We start from the raw sequence: 15,449 nt of genomic DNA on the forward strand, positions 1-15,449 counted from the left end.
CTTGATGTGCGCTTTCCGCAGACGCTCTCTCACCTGATGTGCGCTTTCCGGCGATCCTCTCTCACTCGATGTGCCCTTCCCCGGCCAGCAACGCCACCCGCCGCTACCGGGGTTAAACGCGCGGCGCTCCCCCAATAAAAGTGAGAGAGCGCCGCGTGAAACAGACGTTGAGTGATAGAGGATTGGCTAAAAACTGACGTCAAGTGAGAGAGGGTCTCAGGGGTCAGCCGGACGAACGGGTTAGCGTTCGAGGTCTCCGCGGATGAAGGCTTCGACCTTTTCGCGGGCGAGGTCGTCGTTGAACTGCTCCGGCGGGGACTTCATGAAGTAGCTCGATGCGGAGAGCAGGGGGCCGCCGATGCCGCGGTCCAGCCCGATCTTGGCGGCGCGTATGGCGTCGATGATCACACCGGCGGAGTTCGGCGAATCCCAAACCTCCAGCTTGTACTCCAGCGAAACGGGGGCGTCACCGAAGTTGCGGCCCTCAAGGCGGACGAAGGCCCACTTGCGGTCATCGAGCCACTGGACATAGTCCGACGGGCCGATGTGCACGTCCTTTGCGGCCAGTTCGGCCTCAACGTTGGACGTTACGGCCTGGGTCTTCGAGATCTTCTTGGACTCGAGGCGGTCGCGCTCCAGCATGTTCTTGAAGTCCATGTTGCCGCCGACGTTCAGCTGGTACGTGCGGTCAAGGGTGACACCGCGGTCTTCGAAGAGCTTTGCCATAACACGGTGCGTAATGGTGGCACCGATCTGGCTCTTGATGTCGTCACCAACGATCGGCACACCGGCGGCGGTGAACTTGTCCGCCCACTCCTTGGTGCCTGCGATGAACACGGGCAGGGCGTTGACGAAGCCCACGCCGGCGTCGATGGCGCACTGGGCGTAGAACTCGGCCGCTTCCTGCGAACCAACCGGCAGGTAGCAAACCATGACATCCACCTTGGCGTCCTTGAGCGCCTGCACAACGTCAACGGGCTCTTCGGTGGACTGCTCGATGGTTTCGAGGTAGTACTTGCCCAGACCGTCGAGGGTCTGGCCGCGCTGGACGGTGACACCGGTGGGCGGCACGTCTGCAATCTTGATGGTGTTGTTTTCGCTGGCCAGGATGGCATCGGCAAGGTCAACACCAACTTTTTTGCCATCCACGTCAAACGCTGCGACGAACTCAACGTCACCCACGTGGTACTGGCCAAACTCAACGTGCATCAGGCCCGGAATCGTGGCCTCGGGGTCAGCGTCCTTGTAGTAGTGGACACCTTGGACCAGGGAAGCGGCGCAGTTTCCTACGCCGACGATTGCAACACGAATCGGATGTGAAGACACGGAACTCCTTTGGGGGACAAACGTCGGCCAGCCAGGTTGCGCTGCGACTAAGGTACGACGGCGGCCGGCGGGGCGGCGCCACGTGGCGCCTATTCATTGTACCCAACAGAGTGAGACCGGGCTTTGTTCCCCGGTCCCACTCCGTTGATGGGCGGCGGTAACCTAGGCGGGCTGCTTCCAGAGGTTGATGTCCGACTCGACGGCGAACTCGTCGATGTCAGTCAGCTCGTCCTCGGAGAACTCCAGGTTGTTGATCGCGGCCAGCGTGTCCTCCAACTGGCGAACGCTCGAGGCGCCCACCAGCGCGGACGTAACGGGCGAGCCCTTGGGCTGGTCGCGCAGGATCCAGGCGACGGCCATCTGCGCCAGCGACTGCCCGCGGTTTTCGGCAATCCCGTGCAGCCCGCGGATCCGGTCCAGCTTTTCATCGGTGATGGAGTCCTCCGAGAGGAACCGGGCCTTGGCGGCGCGCGAATCGGCAGGAACACCGTTCAGGTAGCGGTCGGTAAGCATGCCCTGGGCCAGCGGCGAGAAGGCGATGGAACCGGCGCCCACCTGGTCAAGTGCCTCGTACAGGTTGGGGCTGCCGTTCTCGGTCCAGCGGTTGAGCATGGAGTAGCTGGGCTGGTGGATCAGCAGCGGCGTCCCGAGGTCCTTCAAGATGCGGGCCGCCTCGAGGGTCTGCTCCGGGGTGTAGGAGGAGATGCCGGCGTACAGCGCTTTGCCCGAGCGCACGGCGTAATCCAGGGCACCCATGGTTTCTTCCAGGGGAGTCTCCGGGTCCGGCCGGTGGCTGTAGAAGATGTCCACGTAGTCCAGGCCCATCCGCTGCAGCGACTGGTCGAGGCTGGAAATGAGGTACTTCCTGGAGCCCCATTCGCCGTAGGGGCCGGGCCACATGTAGTAGCCGGCTTTGGTGGAGATGACCAGTTCGTCGCGGTAGGGCTTGAAGTCGTCCTGGAGGTGCCGGCCGAAGTTGGTCTCGGCGGAACCGTCAGGCGGGCCGTAGTTGTTGGCGAGGTCGAAGTGGTTGACGCCCAGGTCGAAGGCGCGGCGAAGGATGGCGCGCTGTTCGTCAAAGCGCTTGTCGTCGCCGAAGTTGTGCCACAGGCCGAGCGAGATGGCCGGAAGTTTCAGCCCGCTGCGGCCGACCCGGCGGTAGGGCATGGATTCGTAGCGGTCTTCCGCCGCGGAATAAGTCATGCGTTCCATCCTGCCAGCTGTGACCCGCGCTACAGTGCCGGGGAGAAAAGTTACGCCGCGGGCTGACAGCAGCAGCTCGCGGCGTAACTTAGCCAAGCAGTGTTCAGGACTTCAGGATCGCAGCGCTCCAGGGAGCCAGCGCGAGGGCGTCGCCGTCAAGACCGGTACCCTCATCCGTTGCCAGCAGGACCGAGCCGGAGACGCCGTCCAGCCGGACCTTGGCGTCCGAGAAGTTGAGGAGCACTTCAACGCTGCCGCGGCGGAAACGCAGCCAGCCCTCGTCGTCGTCGAACCTCACGTCTGTCTCGCTGAAGTCCAGCCCGGCAAGCTCGGCGTGTTCCCGGCGGAGTTCCGTCAGGGAGCGGTAGAGCTCCAGCAGCCGGGCGTGGTCACCGCCGGCAGCTTCGTCCCAGTTCAGCTTGGAACGGCGGAAGGTCTCGGGGTCCTGGGGGTCGGGCACGACGGCGGGATCCCACCCCATGCGCTCGAACTCCTTGATCCTGCCCTCCGCAGTTGCCTTGCCCAGCTCGGGTTCAGGGTGCGAGGTGAAGAACTGCCAGGGGGTGCTGGCGGCGAACTCCTCGCCCATGAACAGCATGGGCGTAAACGGCGAGGTCAGCGTGAGCACGGCGGCCACGGCCAGCTGCCCGTAGGACAGCGACTGCGACAGCCGGTCCCCGGTGGCGCGGTTGCCGATTTGGTCGTGGTTCTGGTTGCACACCACCAGCGCTGCCGGGTGGGCCAGGGCCGGGTTGATGGGCCGGCCGTGGTGGCGCCCGCGGAAGCTGGAGTAGCTGCCGTCGTGCAGGAAGCCGTCCTTCAGGACCTTTGCCAGCACACCCAGGGACTGGAAGTCCTCGTAATACCCGGTGGTCTCCCCGCTGACGCTCACGTGCACCGCGTGGTGGAAGTCATCGCTCCACTGCCCCGCCAGCCCGTAACCATTGGCGGCCCGCGGGTAGAGCAGGCGCGGATTGTTCAGGTCCGACTCCGCGATCAGCGTCTTCGGCAGCCCCGTTTCGGCTGAAACGGCGTCGCCCAGGGCGCCGAACTCCTCGAGGATGTGCACGGCGCGCTCATCGCGGAGCGCGTGCACGGCGTCAAGCCGCAGACCATCCACGTGGTAGTCCCGGAGCCAGAGCGCGAGGTTGTCCAGGATGTACTCGCGCACCACGTCCGAGCCCGGACCGTCCAGGTTGACGGAGTCACCCCAGGTGTTGGCATCGCCCTGTTTCAGGTAGGGACCGAACTTGGGCAGGTAGTTGCCGCTCGGGCCGAGGTGGTTGTACACCACGTCCTGGATGACCCCGATGCCTGCCGCGTGGGCTGCGTCGACGAAGCGCTGGTAGGCCGCAGGCCCGCCGTATCCTTCGTGGACGGCGTACCACTGCACGCCGTCGTAGCCCCAGTTGTGGGTTCCGTTGAAGCCGTTGACGGGCAGCAGTTCCACGAAGTCGACGCCCAGGTCCGCGAGGTAGCCGAGCTTTCCGGCGGCGGCGTCCAGGGTTCCCTCAGGGGTGAAGGTCCCCACGTGGAGTTCGTAGATGACCGACCCCTGCAGTTCCCTGCCCTTCCAGGCGCCATCCTGCCACGCGTAGGCGGCGGGATCGAAGGTCCTGGACAGCTTGTGGACGCCCTCGGGCAGCCGCCGCGATCGCGGATCGGGCACGGGTTGGCCGTCCCCGTCCAGCAGGTAGCCGTAGTCCACGTCACCGTCCACCGGAGCGTCCGGGGCAGCCCACCACCCTTCCGAGCCTGGCGCCGTCTCCTTCTTCAGCATCGGGTACTGCCGGCCGTCGGCCACGAGGATTACCGAATGGGCGTCGGGAGCCCAGACGTCGAAACGCTCGGGCCCAACATTGACGAGGGTCATGCCTTTTCTCCATCCACGGGTACGAGCAAAGCCACAGGGAAGGTACCCAGGACGTCAGCCACCGAAACGGTGCCTGGTCCGTACCCGGCGCCGGTGAGCTCGTCGCGCATGGTGGCGGGGAGTTCAACGGCGGTGTCCCGCCAGAAGCCGTCGGCCGCGAGTCCTGCAGGCAGCCGGGTGGCGAGAGTCAGGGCGCCGGTGGCTCCATCCGCACCGCGGTGGAAGGCGAGCAGGTGCGCTGCGGCAGCCCCTGTTGCCGTCACCGGGCTGTAGCCCTGGAACAGGTCGGGCCGGTCGCGGCGTATCCGGAGCGCCCGGGAGGTGACCAGGAGCTTGCTGGTTTCGGTCCCCGCCGCCGGCAACGTGCCGGCGTCGAGCTTTGCCAGCTCCTCCTGGCGGGCCGCGAAGTCCACCGGCCGCCGGTTGTCCGGATCGGTCAGGGAGCGTTCCCAAAACTCACTGCCCTGGTACACATCCGGCACACCGGGCATGGTCAGCTGGACCAGCTTGGCGGACACGGAGTTGGACGCAGCGAAGGAGTCGATCCGTGCCACGAAGCCTTCCACCAGTTCGGTGACCCGGTGGTCGTCGAACGCGGCATCAACTGCGGTCTTGACCGCGGACTCGAACTCCTCGTCGGGGTCGGTCCACGTGGTGGAGTTGCCGGCCTCCCGGGCGGCCTTCTCCGCGTAGCCCTGGAGCCGTTCCCTGCTCGCAGGCCATGCGCCGACGATGGCCTGCCACAGCAGGTTCTCGTACGGACCGTCCGGAATCGGGGCAAGCTCGCGGAGGCTGTTCAGCGTGGTTGTCCACTCCTGCGACAGCTCGGCGATCACTGAAATCCGGGCCCGCGCGTCTTCGCTGCGCTTGGTGTCGTGCGTGGACATGGTGGTCATGGACAGCGGAAGTTCCTGCTGCCGCCGGGTCATCCGGTGGTGGAACTCCTCGGGAGAGACAGCGAACTCCGTTGGTTCGGCTCCCACCTCCGTCAGGGTGCCAAGCCGGGTGTAGCGGTAGAACGCCGTGTCCTCAACACCCTTGGCCATCACCATGCCAGAGGTCTGCTGGAACCGGACCGCGATGGGGTTGGCCGGGTCCAGGAGCAGGGGCAGCAGTGTGCCGACGGCAACTTCCAGCTCGGGGCGTCGGGCCGCCGCGGACTCGCAGGCTTCCTTGAGGATCTCGGCGCCGGTGGGCAGGTACGTCCGGTAGACCGGGAAAGCGGAAATGATCTCGGCGATCGCGTCGGCAGCCTGTTCCACCGGAAGCCCGTAGGACTCCGGAACCAGGCGGGCCAACCGCAGAACCTCGGAGCGGAGGATGCCGTCGGCGATCATGCGCTTGGTTCCGCGGATCATCTCGGCATAGTCCGCGGGGGCTGCTGATTCCCGGAGCTTTGCGTCCAGGTCGTTGAGTGGCTGCTCACCGGCGGGATCAACGAAGACCCGGTCCACATCAGCCAGGGCGTCATACCCGGTGGTGCCCTCGGTGGCGAAGTCCTGGGGCAGGGTTTCGCCCGGCTCCAGGATTTTTTCCACCAGGATGTAGGCTCCGCCGCTGAGGTCCTTCAGCCACCGCAGGTAGCCCGCAGGATCCGCCAGGCCATCGGGATGGTCCACGCGGAGCCCGTCCACAAGCCCCTCATTGAACCAACGGCCTACCTCGGCATGGGCTTCCTCGAAGACACGCGGGGTTTCCACGCGGATTCCGGCCAGGGTGGTGACCGCGAAGAAGCGCCTGTAGTTCAGCTCGGCGTCTGCGCGGCGCCAGTCGATCAGCTCGTAGTGCTGGCGGCTGTGGACTTCCTGGGGCGTGTCACCGTCGGAATACGTGCCCTCGGCCAGCGGGAAGCGGTGGTCGTAGTAGCGGAGTTCACCGTCCTTGACCTCCAGCTTGTCCAGGTCCTCGCCGGAACCCAGCATGGGCAGCCGGACCTTTCCGCCGGCCAGTTCCCACTCGACGTCGAAGGCTTCGGCGTAGGGTGAGCCCTGGCCTTCCTTCAGCAGGGACCACCACCAGGGGTTCTGTGCAGGCGTTGCGACGCCCACGTGGTTGGGCACGATGTCCACGAGGACACCCATGCCGTGCTCGCGGGCAGCCCTGGAGAGGGCCAGCAGGCCTTCCGGGCCGCCGCGCTCCGGGTCCACGGCGGAGGGGTCGGTCACGTCATAGCCGTGGTCCGAGCCCTGCTCCGCCGTCAGGATGGGAGAAAGGTAGATCCAGTCCGCCCCCAGGTTCTTGAGGTACGGGACCTTTTCAGCAGCGTCGAACAGGGTGAAGCCGCGGCGGATCTGCAGGCGGTAGGTGGATGCCGGTACTCTCACTTGCCCGTGTCCTTCCGCTCCCCGATCTTCGTGGTCTTCCCGGGCTCCGCCACCATGGGGGCGGTGAGGGACTCGGTCTCGCTGGTGGAGGTCTGCGTCAGTGCCGCGAGGGATGCCGCAACCGAGTGGTCCGGTTCTACTTCTTCAATGGTGTGGGCACGCAGGACCACCAGGGACTTGGCTTCCACAGGCAGCGGCTGCCCTGCGGAGACCGGCTCCGTGTCGGCGTTCTGCCCGGCAGTGTCGATGATGACGTCCCATGCCGGGGCATACTCATCCGCCGGAAGGGTGAACTTGACGGTGTCATCGTGGGCGTTGAAGAACATCAGGAAGTTCACGTCCGTGATCCGCCGTCCGCGGGTGTCCTTGCCTTGGATGCCATTTCCGTTCAGGAAGACGCCCACGGACCGCCCAAATCCGCTGTCCCAGGCCTCCGGCTTCATGGTTTCGCCGCTCGGATCAAGCCATACGATGTCCGGCAGACGTTCGCCTTCGCCCCTCAGGACGGGCCGTCCGTCGAAGAACCGGCTGCGCCGGAAGGTGGGGTGCTTGGCGCGGAGCGCGTTGACGGCTGCGGTGAACTCGATCAATGGCTGGTCAACGCTGTCCCAGTTGATCCAGGTCAGCTCGGAGTCCTGGCAGTACCCGTTGTTGTTGCCCTGCTGGGTGCGTCCCATCTCGTCGCCGTGCAGGAGCATGGGCACGCCCTGGGAGAGCAGCAGCGAGGCAATGAAGTTCCGCTGCTGGCGGGCCCGCAGGGAGAGGACCTCGGGATCATCCGTGGGACCCTCAACGCCGCAGTTCCAGGACCGGTTGTGGGATTCGCCGTCGTTGTTGCCCTCGCCGTTGGCGTCGTTGTGCTTCTCGTTGTAGGACACCAGGTCCGCGAGGGTAAAACCATCATGGGCAGTGACGAAGTTGATGGATGCCACAGGCCGGCGCCCGGAGTGCTCGTACAGGTCCGCGGAGCCGGTGATGCGGGAGGCAAACTCGCCCAGTGTGGCGTGCTCGCCGCGCCAGAAGTCGCGCACGGTGTCGCGGTACTTGCCGTTCCATTCCGTCCATTGCGGCGGGAAGTTTCCTACCTGGTAGCCGCCGGGCCCAACGTCCCACGGCTCGGCAATGAGCTTGACCTGGGAAACAACCGGGTCCTGCTGGATGAGCTCGAAGAAGGTGGACAGCTTGTCAACATCGTAGAACTCGCGGGCCAGGGTGGAGGCAAGGTCAAAGCGGAAACCGTCCACGTGCATCTCGGTGACCCAGTAGCGCAGGGAATCCATCAACAGCTGGAGTGAATGGGGCTGGCGGACGTTCAGCGTGTTGCCGGTACCGGTGTAGTCCATGTAGTGCTTTTCGTCGCCCTCCATCAACCGGTAGTAGGAGGCGTTGTCGATGCCCTTGAAGGACAACGTGGGGCCCAGGTGGTTGCCCTCGGCGGTGTGGTTGTAGACGACGTCGAGGATGACCTCGATACCCGCCTTGTGGAGCGAGCGGACCATGGCTTTGAAGTCCTGGACCTGCTGGCCGGTATCGCCCGTGGAGCTGTACGTGTTCTGCGGCGCGAAGAAACCGATGGTGTTGTAGCCCCAATAGTTGCTCAGGCCCTTGTCCTCCAGGGTCCCGTCATTGACGAACTGGTGCACGGGCATCAGTTCGATGGCGGTGACACCCAGCTTCTGGAGGTGGGAGATGACGGCGGGGTGGGCCACGCCTGCGTACGTTCCGCGCTGCTCCTCGGGAATTTCCGGGTGCAACTGCGTGAGGCCCTTCACGTGGGCTTCGTAGATGACTGACTGGTGGTAAGGAATCCGCAGGGTCTGGTCGCCGTCCCAGTCGAAGAACGGGTTAATGACCACGCCCATCATCATGTGGCTGGCGGAGTCCTCGTTATTGATGGTGTCCGGCTCACCCAGGTTGTAGGTGAACAGCGAAGGGTCCCAGTCCACCTGCCCGTGAACGGCCTTTGCGTAGGGGTCCAGGAGGAGCTTGTTCGGGTTGAAGCGGTTGCCGGAAGCGGGATCGTAGGGGCCGTGGACACGGTAGCCGTACTTTTGGCCGGGCTGTACCTGCGGGATGTAGCAGTGCCAGACGTACCCGTCCACTTCGTCTACCGGTATGCGGGTTTCCTTGCCATTATCGTCAAAAAGGCAAAGCTCAACTTTTTCGGCGCGTTCGCTGAACAGGGCAAAGTTGGTGCCGGTGCCGTTGTAGGTGGCGCCAAGGGGATAAGCCGATCCAGGCCAGACTTCCATTAATGCTCCTCATTGATATTTAGCAGCAGAAGAGCAGGGGCTCCTGCTGCCGGTGCGAACTACTGCTACCGTAACGGCTGGGTGTGACTATTACGTTGCGGGGCCCCAGAGTTACTAAGCGTGCTTACTTTACCCCAAACGTGAGGTAAGGAGTCGGCGATTCCGCCAGCAGCGATAGACCCGCCGAAGCAGGCGTCCGACGCCGCCCTCCCGGCCAGGCCGTGCAGCGCTGCTCCCAGCGCGGCCAGCTCAGCCCAGCGGGCGTCCGCTTCCGTGTTCGACTTTCCCGAGGGTCCGACGTCGGGAGAAGACTGGGCGAGCAGCGCCCCAATGATGCCCGCGAGGACGTCGCCGCTGCCGGCAGTGGCGAGCCAGGGCGTGCCGTCCGCCTGGCTGTATACATCCCCTGAGGGTGCGGCCACCAGGGTGGTGGCCCCCTTCAGCAGGACGGTCGCTCCGGTCAGTGCGGCGGCCTGGCGTACTGCATCGAGGGTCCCTGCTTCAACTGCTGCGCGGTCCTGGTGACCGCCCAGGCGTTTGAGGAGTGCGGCGAGCTCCCCGGCGTGCGGAGTCAGCACCACATGCGGGGCGAGGACATTGGGAAGGGCGGGCAAGGCACCGGCATCGGCCACCACAGGAAGGCCGGATCCGACGGCGTCGCGGGCGCGCTGCAGCTGCTCGTGGTCTTCCGGGCCCATGCCGGAACCCACCAGCCACGCCTGGACCCGGTTCCCGGCAACGGTGCCGGTACTGCAGACCACCTCAGGGCACGATTGGCGGACCAGGTCCCCGACCTCGGGCGGCCCGAGGTAGCGCACCATCCCCACTCCGGCGGCCAGGGCGCCCCGGCAGGCCAGGACGGCCGCGCCGGGATAGTCGGCGGAGCCGGCCACCACTCCCAGGACCCCGCGGGAGTACTTGTGCGCGCGCCGGGCGGGGTTGGGTAAACGGCCCGCGATGTCTGCAGCTTCAAGCCGGCGCAGGGCGGGACCTTCGAGATGGTCCTCGATGCCGATGGGCACCACGTCCACCCTGCCGGCGTAGTCGGCGCCCGGGTCAACCAGCAGGCCCGCTTTTGCTGCTCCGAATGTCACCGTTACATCCGCGGGAAGCACCGGTTCTGATACTTCCCCCGTATCGGCGTCGACGCCGCTGGGCAGGTCGCACGCCACAACAAAACCGGCAGCCTGACCGGCCCGGCCATCGGCAATGGCACTGACAAGCTCGGCCGTACTCCCCCGCAGCCCGCCTTTCGCGCCTGTTCCCAGCACGGCATCGATGACGACGTCGGAATGGGCCGCTTCTGCTGCCAGCTCGCTCAGTGCCGCAGTGGCGAGGTGCAGGATCCTGCCGCCGGCCCGCTCAAAAGCAGCCAGCGCCTGGGGATGCGCTGAATCAGCGGTGAGCACCGCCGTCGTGCGTATCCCCCGGGCTGCGAGGAACGCGGCGGCGTAGAGGCCGTCCCCGCCGTTGTTGCCCTTGCCGGTGAGCACCACAAGCGTGGCGCCGTAGACCCGGCGGCCGCGGGACTTGAGTTCCCGGACCACCGAATTGGCCAGCCCGTGGGCTGCGCGCTGCATGAGGACATCGCCCAGGCCCGCCGCAAGGAGTGGTTTCTCGGCTTCGCGGACCTGGGATCCGGTGCAGGCGCTGATCACGGTGTTAGGTAACTGTGGGCAGCCCGTTCAGCCTTCGGCCAGGACCGTTGCTGTGGCGATGCCGCCGTCGTGGCTGATGGAGAGGTGCCAGCGCTTGACGCCCTTGGACTCGGCAACGGCCAGCACGGTTCCCTTGACCTGAACGGTGGGTCCGTTGTGATCAAGGCCGATCCAGCAGTCCTGCCAGTTCATGCCGGCCGGCGCCCCGAGGACCTTGGCCACTGCTTCCTTCGCGGCGAACCGCGCGGCCAGCGACCGGGTGTTCAGCTCCCGCTCTGCGGGCACGAACAGCCGGTCCTTCAGGCCCGGGGTGCGCTCAAGCTGACGGCCGAACCGCTCGATGTCTACAACGTCTACGCCTATGCCAACGATCATGGCACTACTCTACGGTGGCGCTCCGGGCCTTGCCGTCCGCCGTGCCCGGTGCCGGGTGCCGGGAACAAAGAACGCCCCGGGCGTATGGCCCGGGGCGTTCAGTGGCAAAGCAGCATTCTGCCGGTCCGCAGTTACTCGACGGTGACGCTCTTGGCAAGGTTGCGGGGCTGGTCCACGTCGTAGCCCTTGGCCGCGGCGAGTTCCGCGGCGAAGATCTGCAGCGGGACGGTGGTCAGCAGCGGCATGAGGAGGGTGGGGGTTTCGGGGACGTAGAAGACGTGCTCGGCGTAGGCCTTGACGGCTTCGTCGCCTTCCTCGGCGATGACCAGGGTGCGGGCGCCGCGAGCGCGGACTTCCTGGATGTTCGAGACCACCTTGGCGTGCAGCGAATCGCGGCCGCGCGGGGACGGGACCACCACGAACACCGGCTTGCCTTCGTCGATCAGGGCGATGGGGCCGTGCTTCAACTCACCGGCGGCGAAGCCTTCGGCGTGGATGTACGCGATTTCCTTGAGCTTCAGTGCACCCTCAAGGGCTACCGGGTAGCCGACGTGGCGGCCCAGGAACAGCACGGAGGTCTCGCTGGCCATGCTCCGGGCGAGCTCGCGAAGCGGGCCGGCGCCGTCCAGGATGGTCTGGATCTTCGCGGGGATCTTGGACAGGTCCGCGAGGACGTCCTTGATCTGGCCGGAGAAGATGTTTCCGCGCAGCTGCGCCAGGTACAGGCCCAGCAGGTACGCGGCGGTGATCTGGGCCAGGAACGCCTTCGTGGACGCCACAGCGATTTCCGGGCCGGCGTGTGTGTAGAGCACGGCGTCGGACTCGCGCGGGATGGTGGAGCCGTTGGTGTTGCAGATCGAGATGGTCTTCGCGCCCTGTTCCCGGGCGTAACGGACGGCCATCAGGGTGTCCATGGTTTCGCCCGACTGGCTGATGGACACCACCAGGGTCTTCTCATCCAGGATCGGGTCGCGGTAGCGGAACTCGTGCGCGAGTTCCACCTCAGTGGGGATCCGGCACCAGTTCTCGATGGCGTACTTGGCTACCGTGCCGGCGTAAGCGGCGGTGCCGCAGGCCAGAACGATGATCTTGTTGACCTGCTTCAGCAGCTCCGGGTCGATCCGGAGCTCATCGAGGGTCAGCATGCCGTTCAGGTCGGACCGTCCCAGCAGGGTCTGGGCCACGGCGTCGGGCTGGTCATGGATTTCCTTCTCCATGAACGAGCTGAAGCCGCCCTTTTCGGCCGAGGCCGGGTCCCAGTCCACGTGGTATTCCTTGCCCGCGGCCGGGTTGCCGTAAAAGTCGGTGATCTCCACGGTGTCCGCGGTGATGGTGACAATCTGGTCCTGGCCCAGTTCCACGGCCCGGCGGGTGTAGTCGATGAAGCCGGAGACGTCAGAGCCCAGGAAGTTCTCCCCCTCGCCCAGGCCCACCACCAGGGGTGAGTTGCGGCGGGCGGCAACGACGACGTCGGGCTGGTCCGCGTGCACGGCAAGGAGGGTGAAGGCCCCCTCGAGGCGCTGGCAGGCGAGCTCCATGGCCCGGGTCAGGCCGCCGTCGGACACGTCCCCGCCGAGCTTGTTCCGGAAAATGTCCCCCAGCAGGGCGGCGGCGACCTCGGTGTCCGTCTCGGACAGGAAGGTGACGCCCTTTTCCAGCAGCTCAAGCTTGAGCTCGGCGAAGTTTTCAATGATGCCGTTGTGGATCACGGCGAGCTTGCCGTCATCGGCCAGGTGCGGGTGCGCGTTCCGGTCCGTCGGCCCACCATGGGTGGCCCAGCGGGTATGGCCGATCCCGGTGACTGTTTCCGGTAGCGGACGGTCCTCCAGCTCAGCAATCAGGTTGCTCAGCTTCCCGGACTTCTTCCGCGACTCAATTGAGCCTTGGGACACCACGGCGACCCCTGCGGAGTCGTAGCCCCGGTACTCCAGGCGGCGCAGCCCCTCGATGACAACGTCCAGCGCACTGTGACTTCCGCCGTTATTAGAACGGCCCACATATCCCACGATTCCACACATAGGCACAAGACTATCGGCAGGGGTGCCCCAGATCTAAACCTTGCGTCGCCGCGGAGCCGCTTCTGTTTCATTGTTCCCCGCGTGCGTGTGCTTGCGCGCATTTCTTTCTCAGCCGGGCTGGGGGCAGAATCTCTATAGTGACTGTGCAACGCAATGACGCGAACGGCGAAGGCGTCTCCCCGTTCGTTGAGCTGGACCGGCAGACCTGGTCCCGGCTTGCAGACGAGATGGAACAGCCCCTTAACCAGGAGGACATCGTCCGTTTGCGCGGCCTTGGCGACCCCCTGGATATGAAGGAAGTCCGGGAGGTCTACCTTCCGCTCTCCAGGCTGCTGCACCTGTATGTTGAGGCCGCCGGCCAGCTGCACGCCGCCACCACCACCTTCCTGGGCGAGCAGACCCAGCGCACTCCCTTTGTGATCGGCGTGGCGGGTTCGGTCGCCGTCGGGAAGTCCACCATTGCCCGCGTGCTCCGGGAGATGCTGCGCCGCTGGCCGGGCACCCCGAATGTTGAACTCATCACCACCGACGGTTTCCTGTATCCGCTGGCTGAGCTGAAGCGCCGGCAGCTGCTGGAGCGCAAGGGCTTCCCGGAGTCCTATGACCGGCGTGCCCTGCTGCGCTTTGTGAGCGAAATCAAAAGCGGCGCTGAGGAAGTGCGGGCGCCCTGGTACTCCCACGTTACGTACGACATCGTTCCCGGCAAGGAAGTGGTGGTCCGCCGCCCCGACGTGCTGATCGTGGAAGGGCTCAACGTCCTGGCGCCCGCGAGGCCCAGGCATGACGGCCGGCAGGGGCTGGCGCTGAGCGACTTTTTCGACTTCTCCATCTATGTGGACGCCAAAACGTCCTACATAGAGGAGTGGTACGTGGACAGGTTCCGCAAGCTCCGGAGCACCGCGTTCGCACAGCCTGAGTCCTATTTCCACCGGTATGCCGCGCTTTCCGACGAGGAAGCCGAAAGCACGGCCCGGGACATTTGGAAGCGGATCAACGAGCCCAACCTGGAGGAGAACGTCCTGCCGACCCGCGGCCGCGCCCAGCTGGTGCTCACCAAAGAGGCGGACCACTCGATCCGCCGGATGCTGCTCCGGAAGGTCTAGCACACGTGTGCTACGACTGCGCTGCTGCTCCTGATGACACGCTGACGGCGACGAGCCGCCGCAGCTTTGCCCGCTTCCTCGCCGCGGGGGCCGGACTGACTGTTTTGGCAGCGTGCACACCCGAGGCACCCGGGGCGGCGACGCCGTCGTCGGGTTCCCCTGCTGCCTCAGCGCCGCTCTCTTCCCCGGCATCCGCATCCCCGACGGCGGGAGCCACGACGGCGGCTCCCCCGCCTTCGGAGCCGTCCCCCACGCCGTCGCCCTCCTCCGCATTGCCGCGGCAGTTTTCCCTCACCGACCCGGCGAGCCCCTGGCTGGTGGTCAACAAGCACCGGCCGCTGGTGCCGGCCGACTACGTGCCCGCGGACCTGGTGCGGCCCAATGTGGCGACGACGGTCTCCGGGGAGGCAGCGCTGCTGAACAGTACGACGGCGGCCGCTGCCGAGGCCATGTTCGCCGCCGCCGCGCGGGACGGCGTCGCGATGGTCCTGGCGAGCGGGTACCGCTCCTACAGCACGCAGGCGACCACGTACAACGGTTACGTCGCCACCCGGGGCCAAGCTGACGCCGACACGGCCAGCGCGCGGCCGGGCTACTCCGAACACCAGACGGGCTGGGCATTCGACATTGCCGACGGCTCCGGGGTGTGCGGGTTCCAGCCGTGCTTCGCGGACCAGCCCGCGGCTGTGTGGGCGAAGGCGAACGGACATAAGTTCGGCTTCGTGGTGCGGTACCCGTGGATGTTCCACCCGATTACCGGCTACTACTACGAGCCCTGGCACCTGCGGTACATCGGTGTGGAGGCTGCGACGGACATGACGAACCGGGGCATCAACACCTTGGAGGAGTACTTCGGCGTGGGGGCTGCGCCGGGGTATCTGTAAGGAGATGGGCTAGCGTGATTCCCATGCTGACTGGATTCAAGAATTTCATCATGAAGGGCAATGTGGTTGACCTTGCCGTCGCCGTTGTCATCGGCACTGCCTTCGGCTCGGTGGTTACGGCGCTGGTGAACAAGGTGCTGATGCCCTTTGTTGCCGGACTGGTAGGCTCCCCCAACTTCGACAGCTTCGCGAGGGTGGACCTGAACGGGAATTTCATCGAGTTCGGTGTCCTGCTGACCGCAATCGTCAACTTCCTGCTGATTTCCGCGGCCATCTACTTCATTGTGGTTTTGCCGATGAACCTGATGATCGAGCGCCGTAACCGGAAGCTGGATATTGATGAGGGCGTGAAAGCGGTCGCTGCCGAGGACCCGCAGATCGCGCTGCTGACCGAAATCCGTGACGCGCTCAAGAGCCGCACGCCGTAGCTTCC

11 protein-coding genes are annotated in these 15,449 nt (G+C 65.6%); 3 read left to right on the forward strand and 8 right to left on the reverse strand.

The annotated features are described in order from the left end of the window. Positions 1–240 precede the first annotated feature (240 nt). The 8 genes from AC5RT4_RS08905 to glmS form a co-directional block, all read right to left on the reverse strand. On the reverse strand, positions 241–1,326 hold the full coding sequence (locus tag AC5RT4_RS08905) for an inositol-3-phosphate synthase (RefSeq protein ID WP_494041927.1): 1,086 nt from the start codon (positions 1,324–1,326) through the stop codon (positions 241–243). Between the two features lie 162 nt (positions 1,327–1,488). After that, a complete protein-coding gene (gene mgrA, locus AC5RT4_RS08910) occupies positions 1,489–2,529 on the reverse strand; it encodes an L-glyceraldehyde 3-phosphate reductase (protein WP_494041928.1) in 1,041 nt (346 codons plus the stop codon). Positions 2,530–2,632: 103 nt separating this feature from the next. After that, positions 2,633–4,402, reverse strand: a complete 1,770-nt coding sequence (gene treZ, locus AC5RT4_RS08915) for a malto-oligosyltrehalose trehalohydrolase (RefSeq protein WP_494105505.1) — start codon at positions 4,400–4,402, stop codon at positions 2,633–2,635. Beyond that, a complete protein-coding gene (gene treY / locus AC5RT4_RS08920; protein ID WP_494105506.1) occupies positions 4,399–6,726 on the reverse strand; it encodes a malto-oligosyltrehalose synthase in 2,328 nt (775 codons plus the stop codon). The genes treZ and treY overlap by 4 nt, the downstream gene beginning before the upstream one ends. Then, positions 6,723–8,978: a glycogen debranching protein GlgX gene (gene glgX, locus AC5RT4_RS08925; protein ID WP_494105507.1), complete on the reverse strand. Its 2,256-nt coding sequence runs from the start codon at positions 8,976–8,978 to the stop codon at positions 6,723–6,725. Before glgX ends, treY begins: the two co-directional genes overlap by 4 nt. 65 nt (positions 8,979–9,043) lie before the next feature. Then, entirely contained in the window at positions 9,044–10,636 is a 1,593-nt protein-coding gene (locus tag AC5RT4_RS08930) for an NAD(P)H-hydrate dehydratase (protein ID WP_494105508.1), read from the reverse strand. Between the two features lie 27 nt (positions 10,637–10,663). After that, complete coding sequence (locus AC5RT4_RS08935) at positions 10,664–11,011, reverse strand: holo-ACP synthase (RefSeq protein WP_307094374.1); 348 nt, start codon at positions 11,009–11,011, stop codon at positions 10,664–10,666. Between the two features lie 131 nt (positions 11,012–11,142). Next, positions 11,143–13,029, reverse strand: a complete 1,887-nt coding sequence (gene glmS, locus AC5RT4_RS08940; protein ID WP_494105509.1) for a glutamine--fructose-6-phosphate transaminase (isomerizing) — start codon at positions 13,027–13,029, stop codon at positions 11,143–11,145. A 137-nt stretch (positions 13,030–13,166) separates the two neighbouring features. Here glmS and coaA point away from each other — a divergent pair, with 137 nt between their 5' ends. From coaA to mscL, 3 genes are read left to right on the forward strand one after another with little or no spacing between them, the layout of a single operon-like run. After that, positions 13,167–14,132, forward strand: a complete 966-nt coding sequence (coaA, locus tag AC5RT4_RS08945; protein ID WP_494041935.1) for a type I pantothenate kinase — start codon at positions 13,167–13,169, stop codon at positions 14,130–14,132. A 5-nt stretch (positions 14,133–14,137) separates the two neighbouring features. Further along, complete coding sequence (locus AC5RT4_RS08950) at positions 14,138–15,016, forward strand: M15 family metallopeptidase (protein WP_494105510.1); 879 nt, start codon at positions 14,138–14,140, stop codon at positions 15,014–15,016. A 23-nt stretch (positions 15,017–15,039) separates the two neighbouring features. Continuing rightward, positions 15,040–15,444: a large conductance mechanosensitive channel protein MscL gene (mscL, locus tag AC5RT4_RS08955; protein WP_494041937.1), complete on the forward strand. Its 405-nt coding sequence runs from the start codon at positions 15,040–15,042 to the stop codon at positions 15,442–15,444. Positions 15,445–15,449: the final 5 nt, after the last annotated feature.

The sequence above is a fragment of the Arthrobacter sp. sptzw42 genome (assembly GCF_059089685.1).

Excerpts from the sequence above, each read along its gene's own strand:
- treZ (WP_494105505.1), bottom strand. The coding sequence starts at position 4,402 with ATGACCCTCGTCAATGTTGGGCCCGAGCGTTTCGACGTCTGGGCTCCC.
- mscL (WP_494041937.1), top strand. The coding sequence starts at position 15,040 with ATGCTGACTGGATTCAAGAATTTCATCATGAAGGGCAATGTGGTTGAC.
- glgX (WP_494105507.1), bottom strand. The coding sequence starts at position 8,978 with ATGGAAGTCTGGCCTGGATCGGCTTATCCCCTTGGCGCCACCTACAAC.
- glmS (WP_494105509.1), bottom strand. The coding sequence starts at position 13,029 with ATGTGTGGAATCGTGGGATATGTGGGCCGTTCTAATAACGGCGGAAGT.
- mgrA (WP_494041928.1), bottom strand. The coding sequence starts at position 2,529 with ATGACTTATTCCGCGGCGGAAGACCGCTACGAATCCATGCCCTACCGC.
- AC5RT4_RS08935 (WP_307094374.1), bottom strand. The coding sequence starts at position 11,011 with ATGATCGTTGGCATAGGCGTAGACGTTGTAGACATCGAGCGGTTCGGC.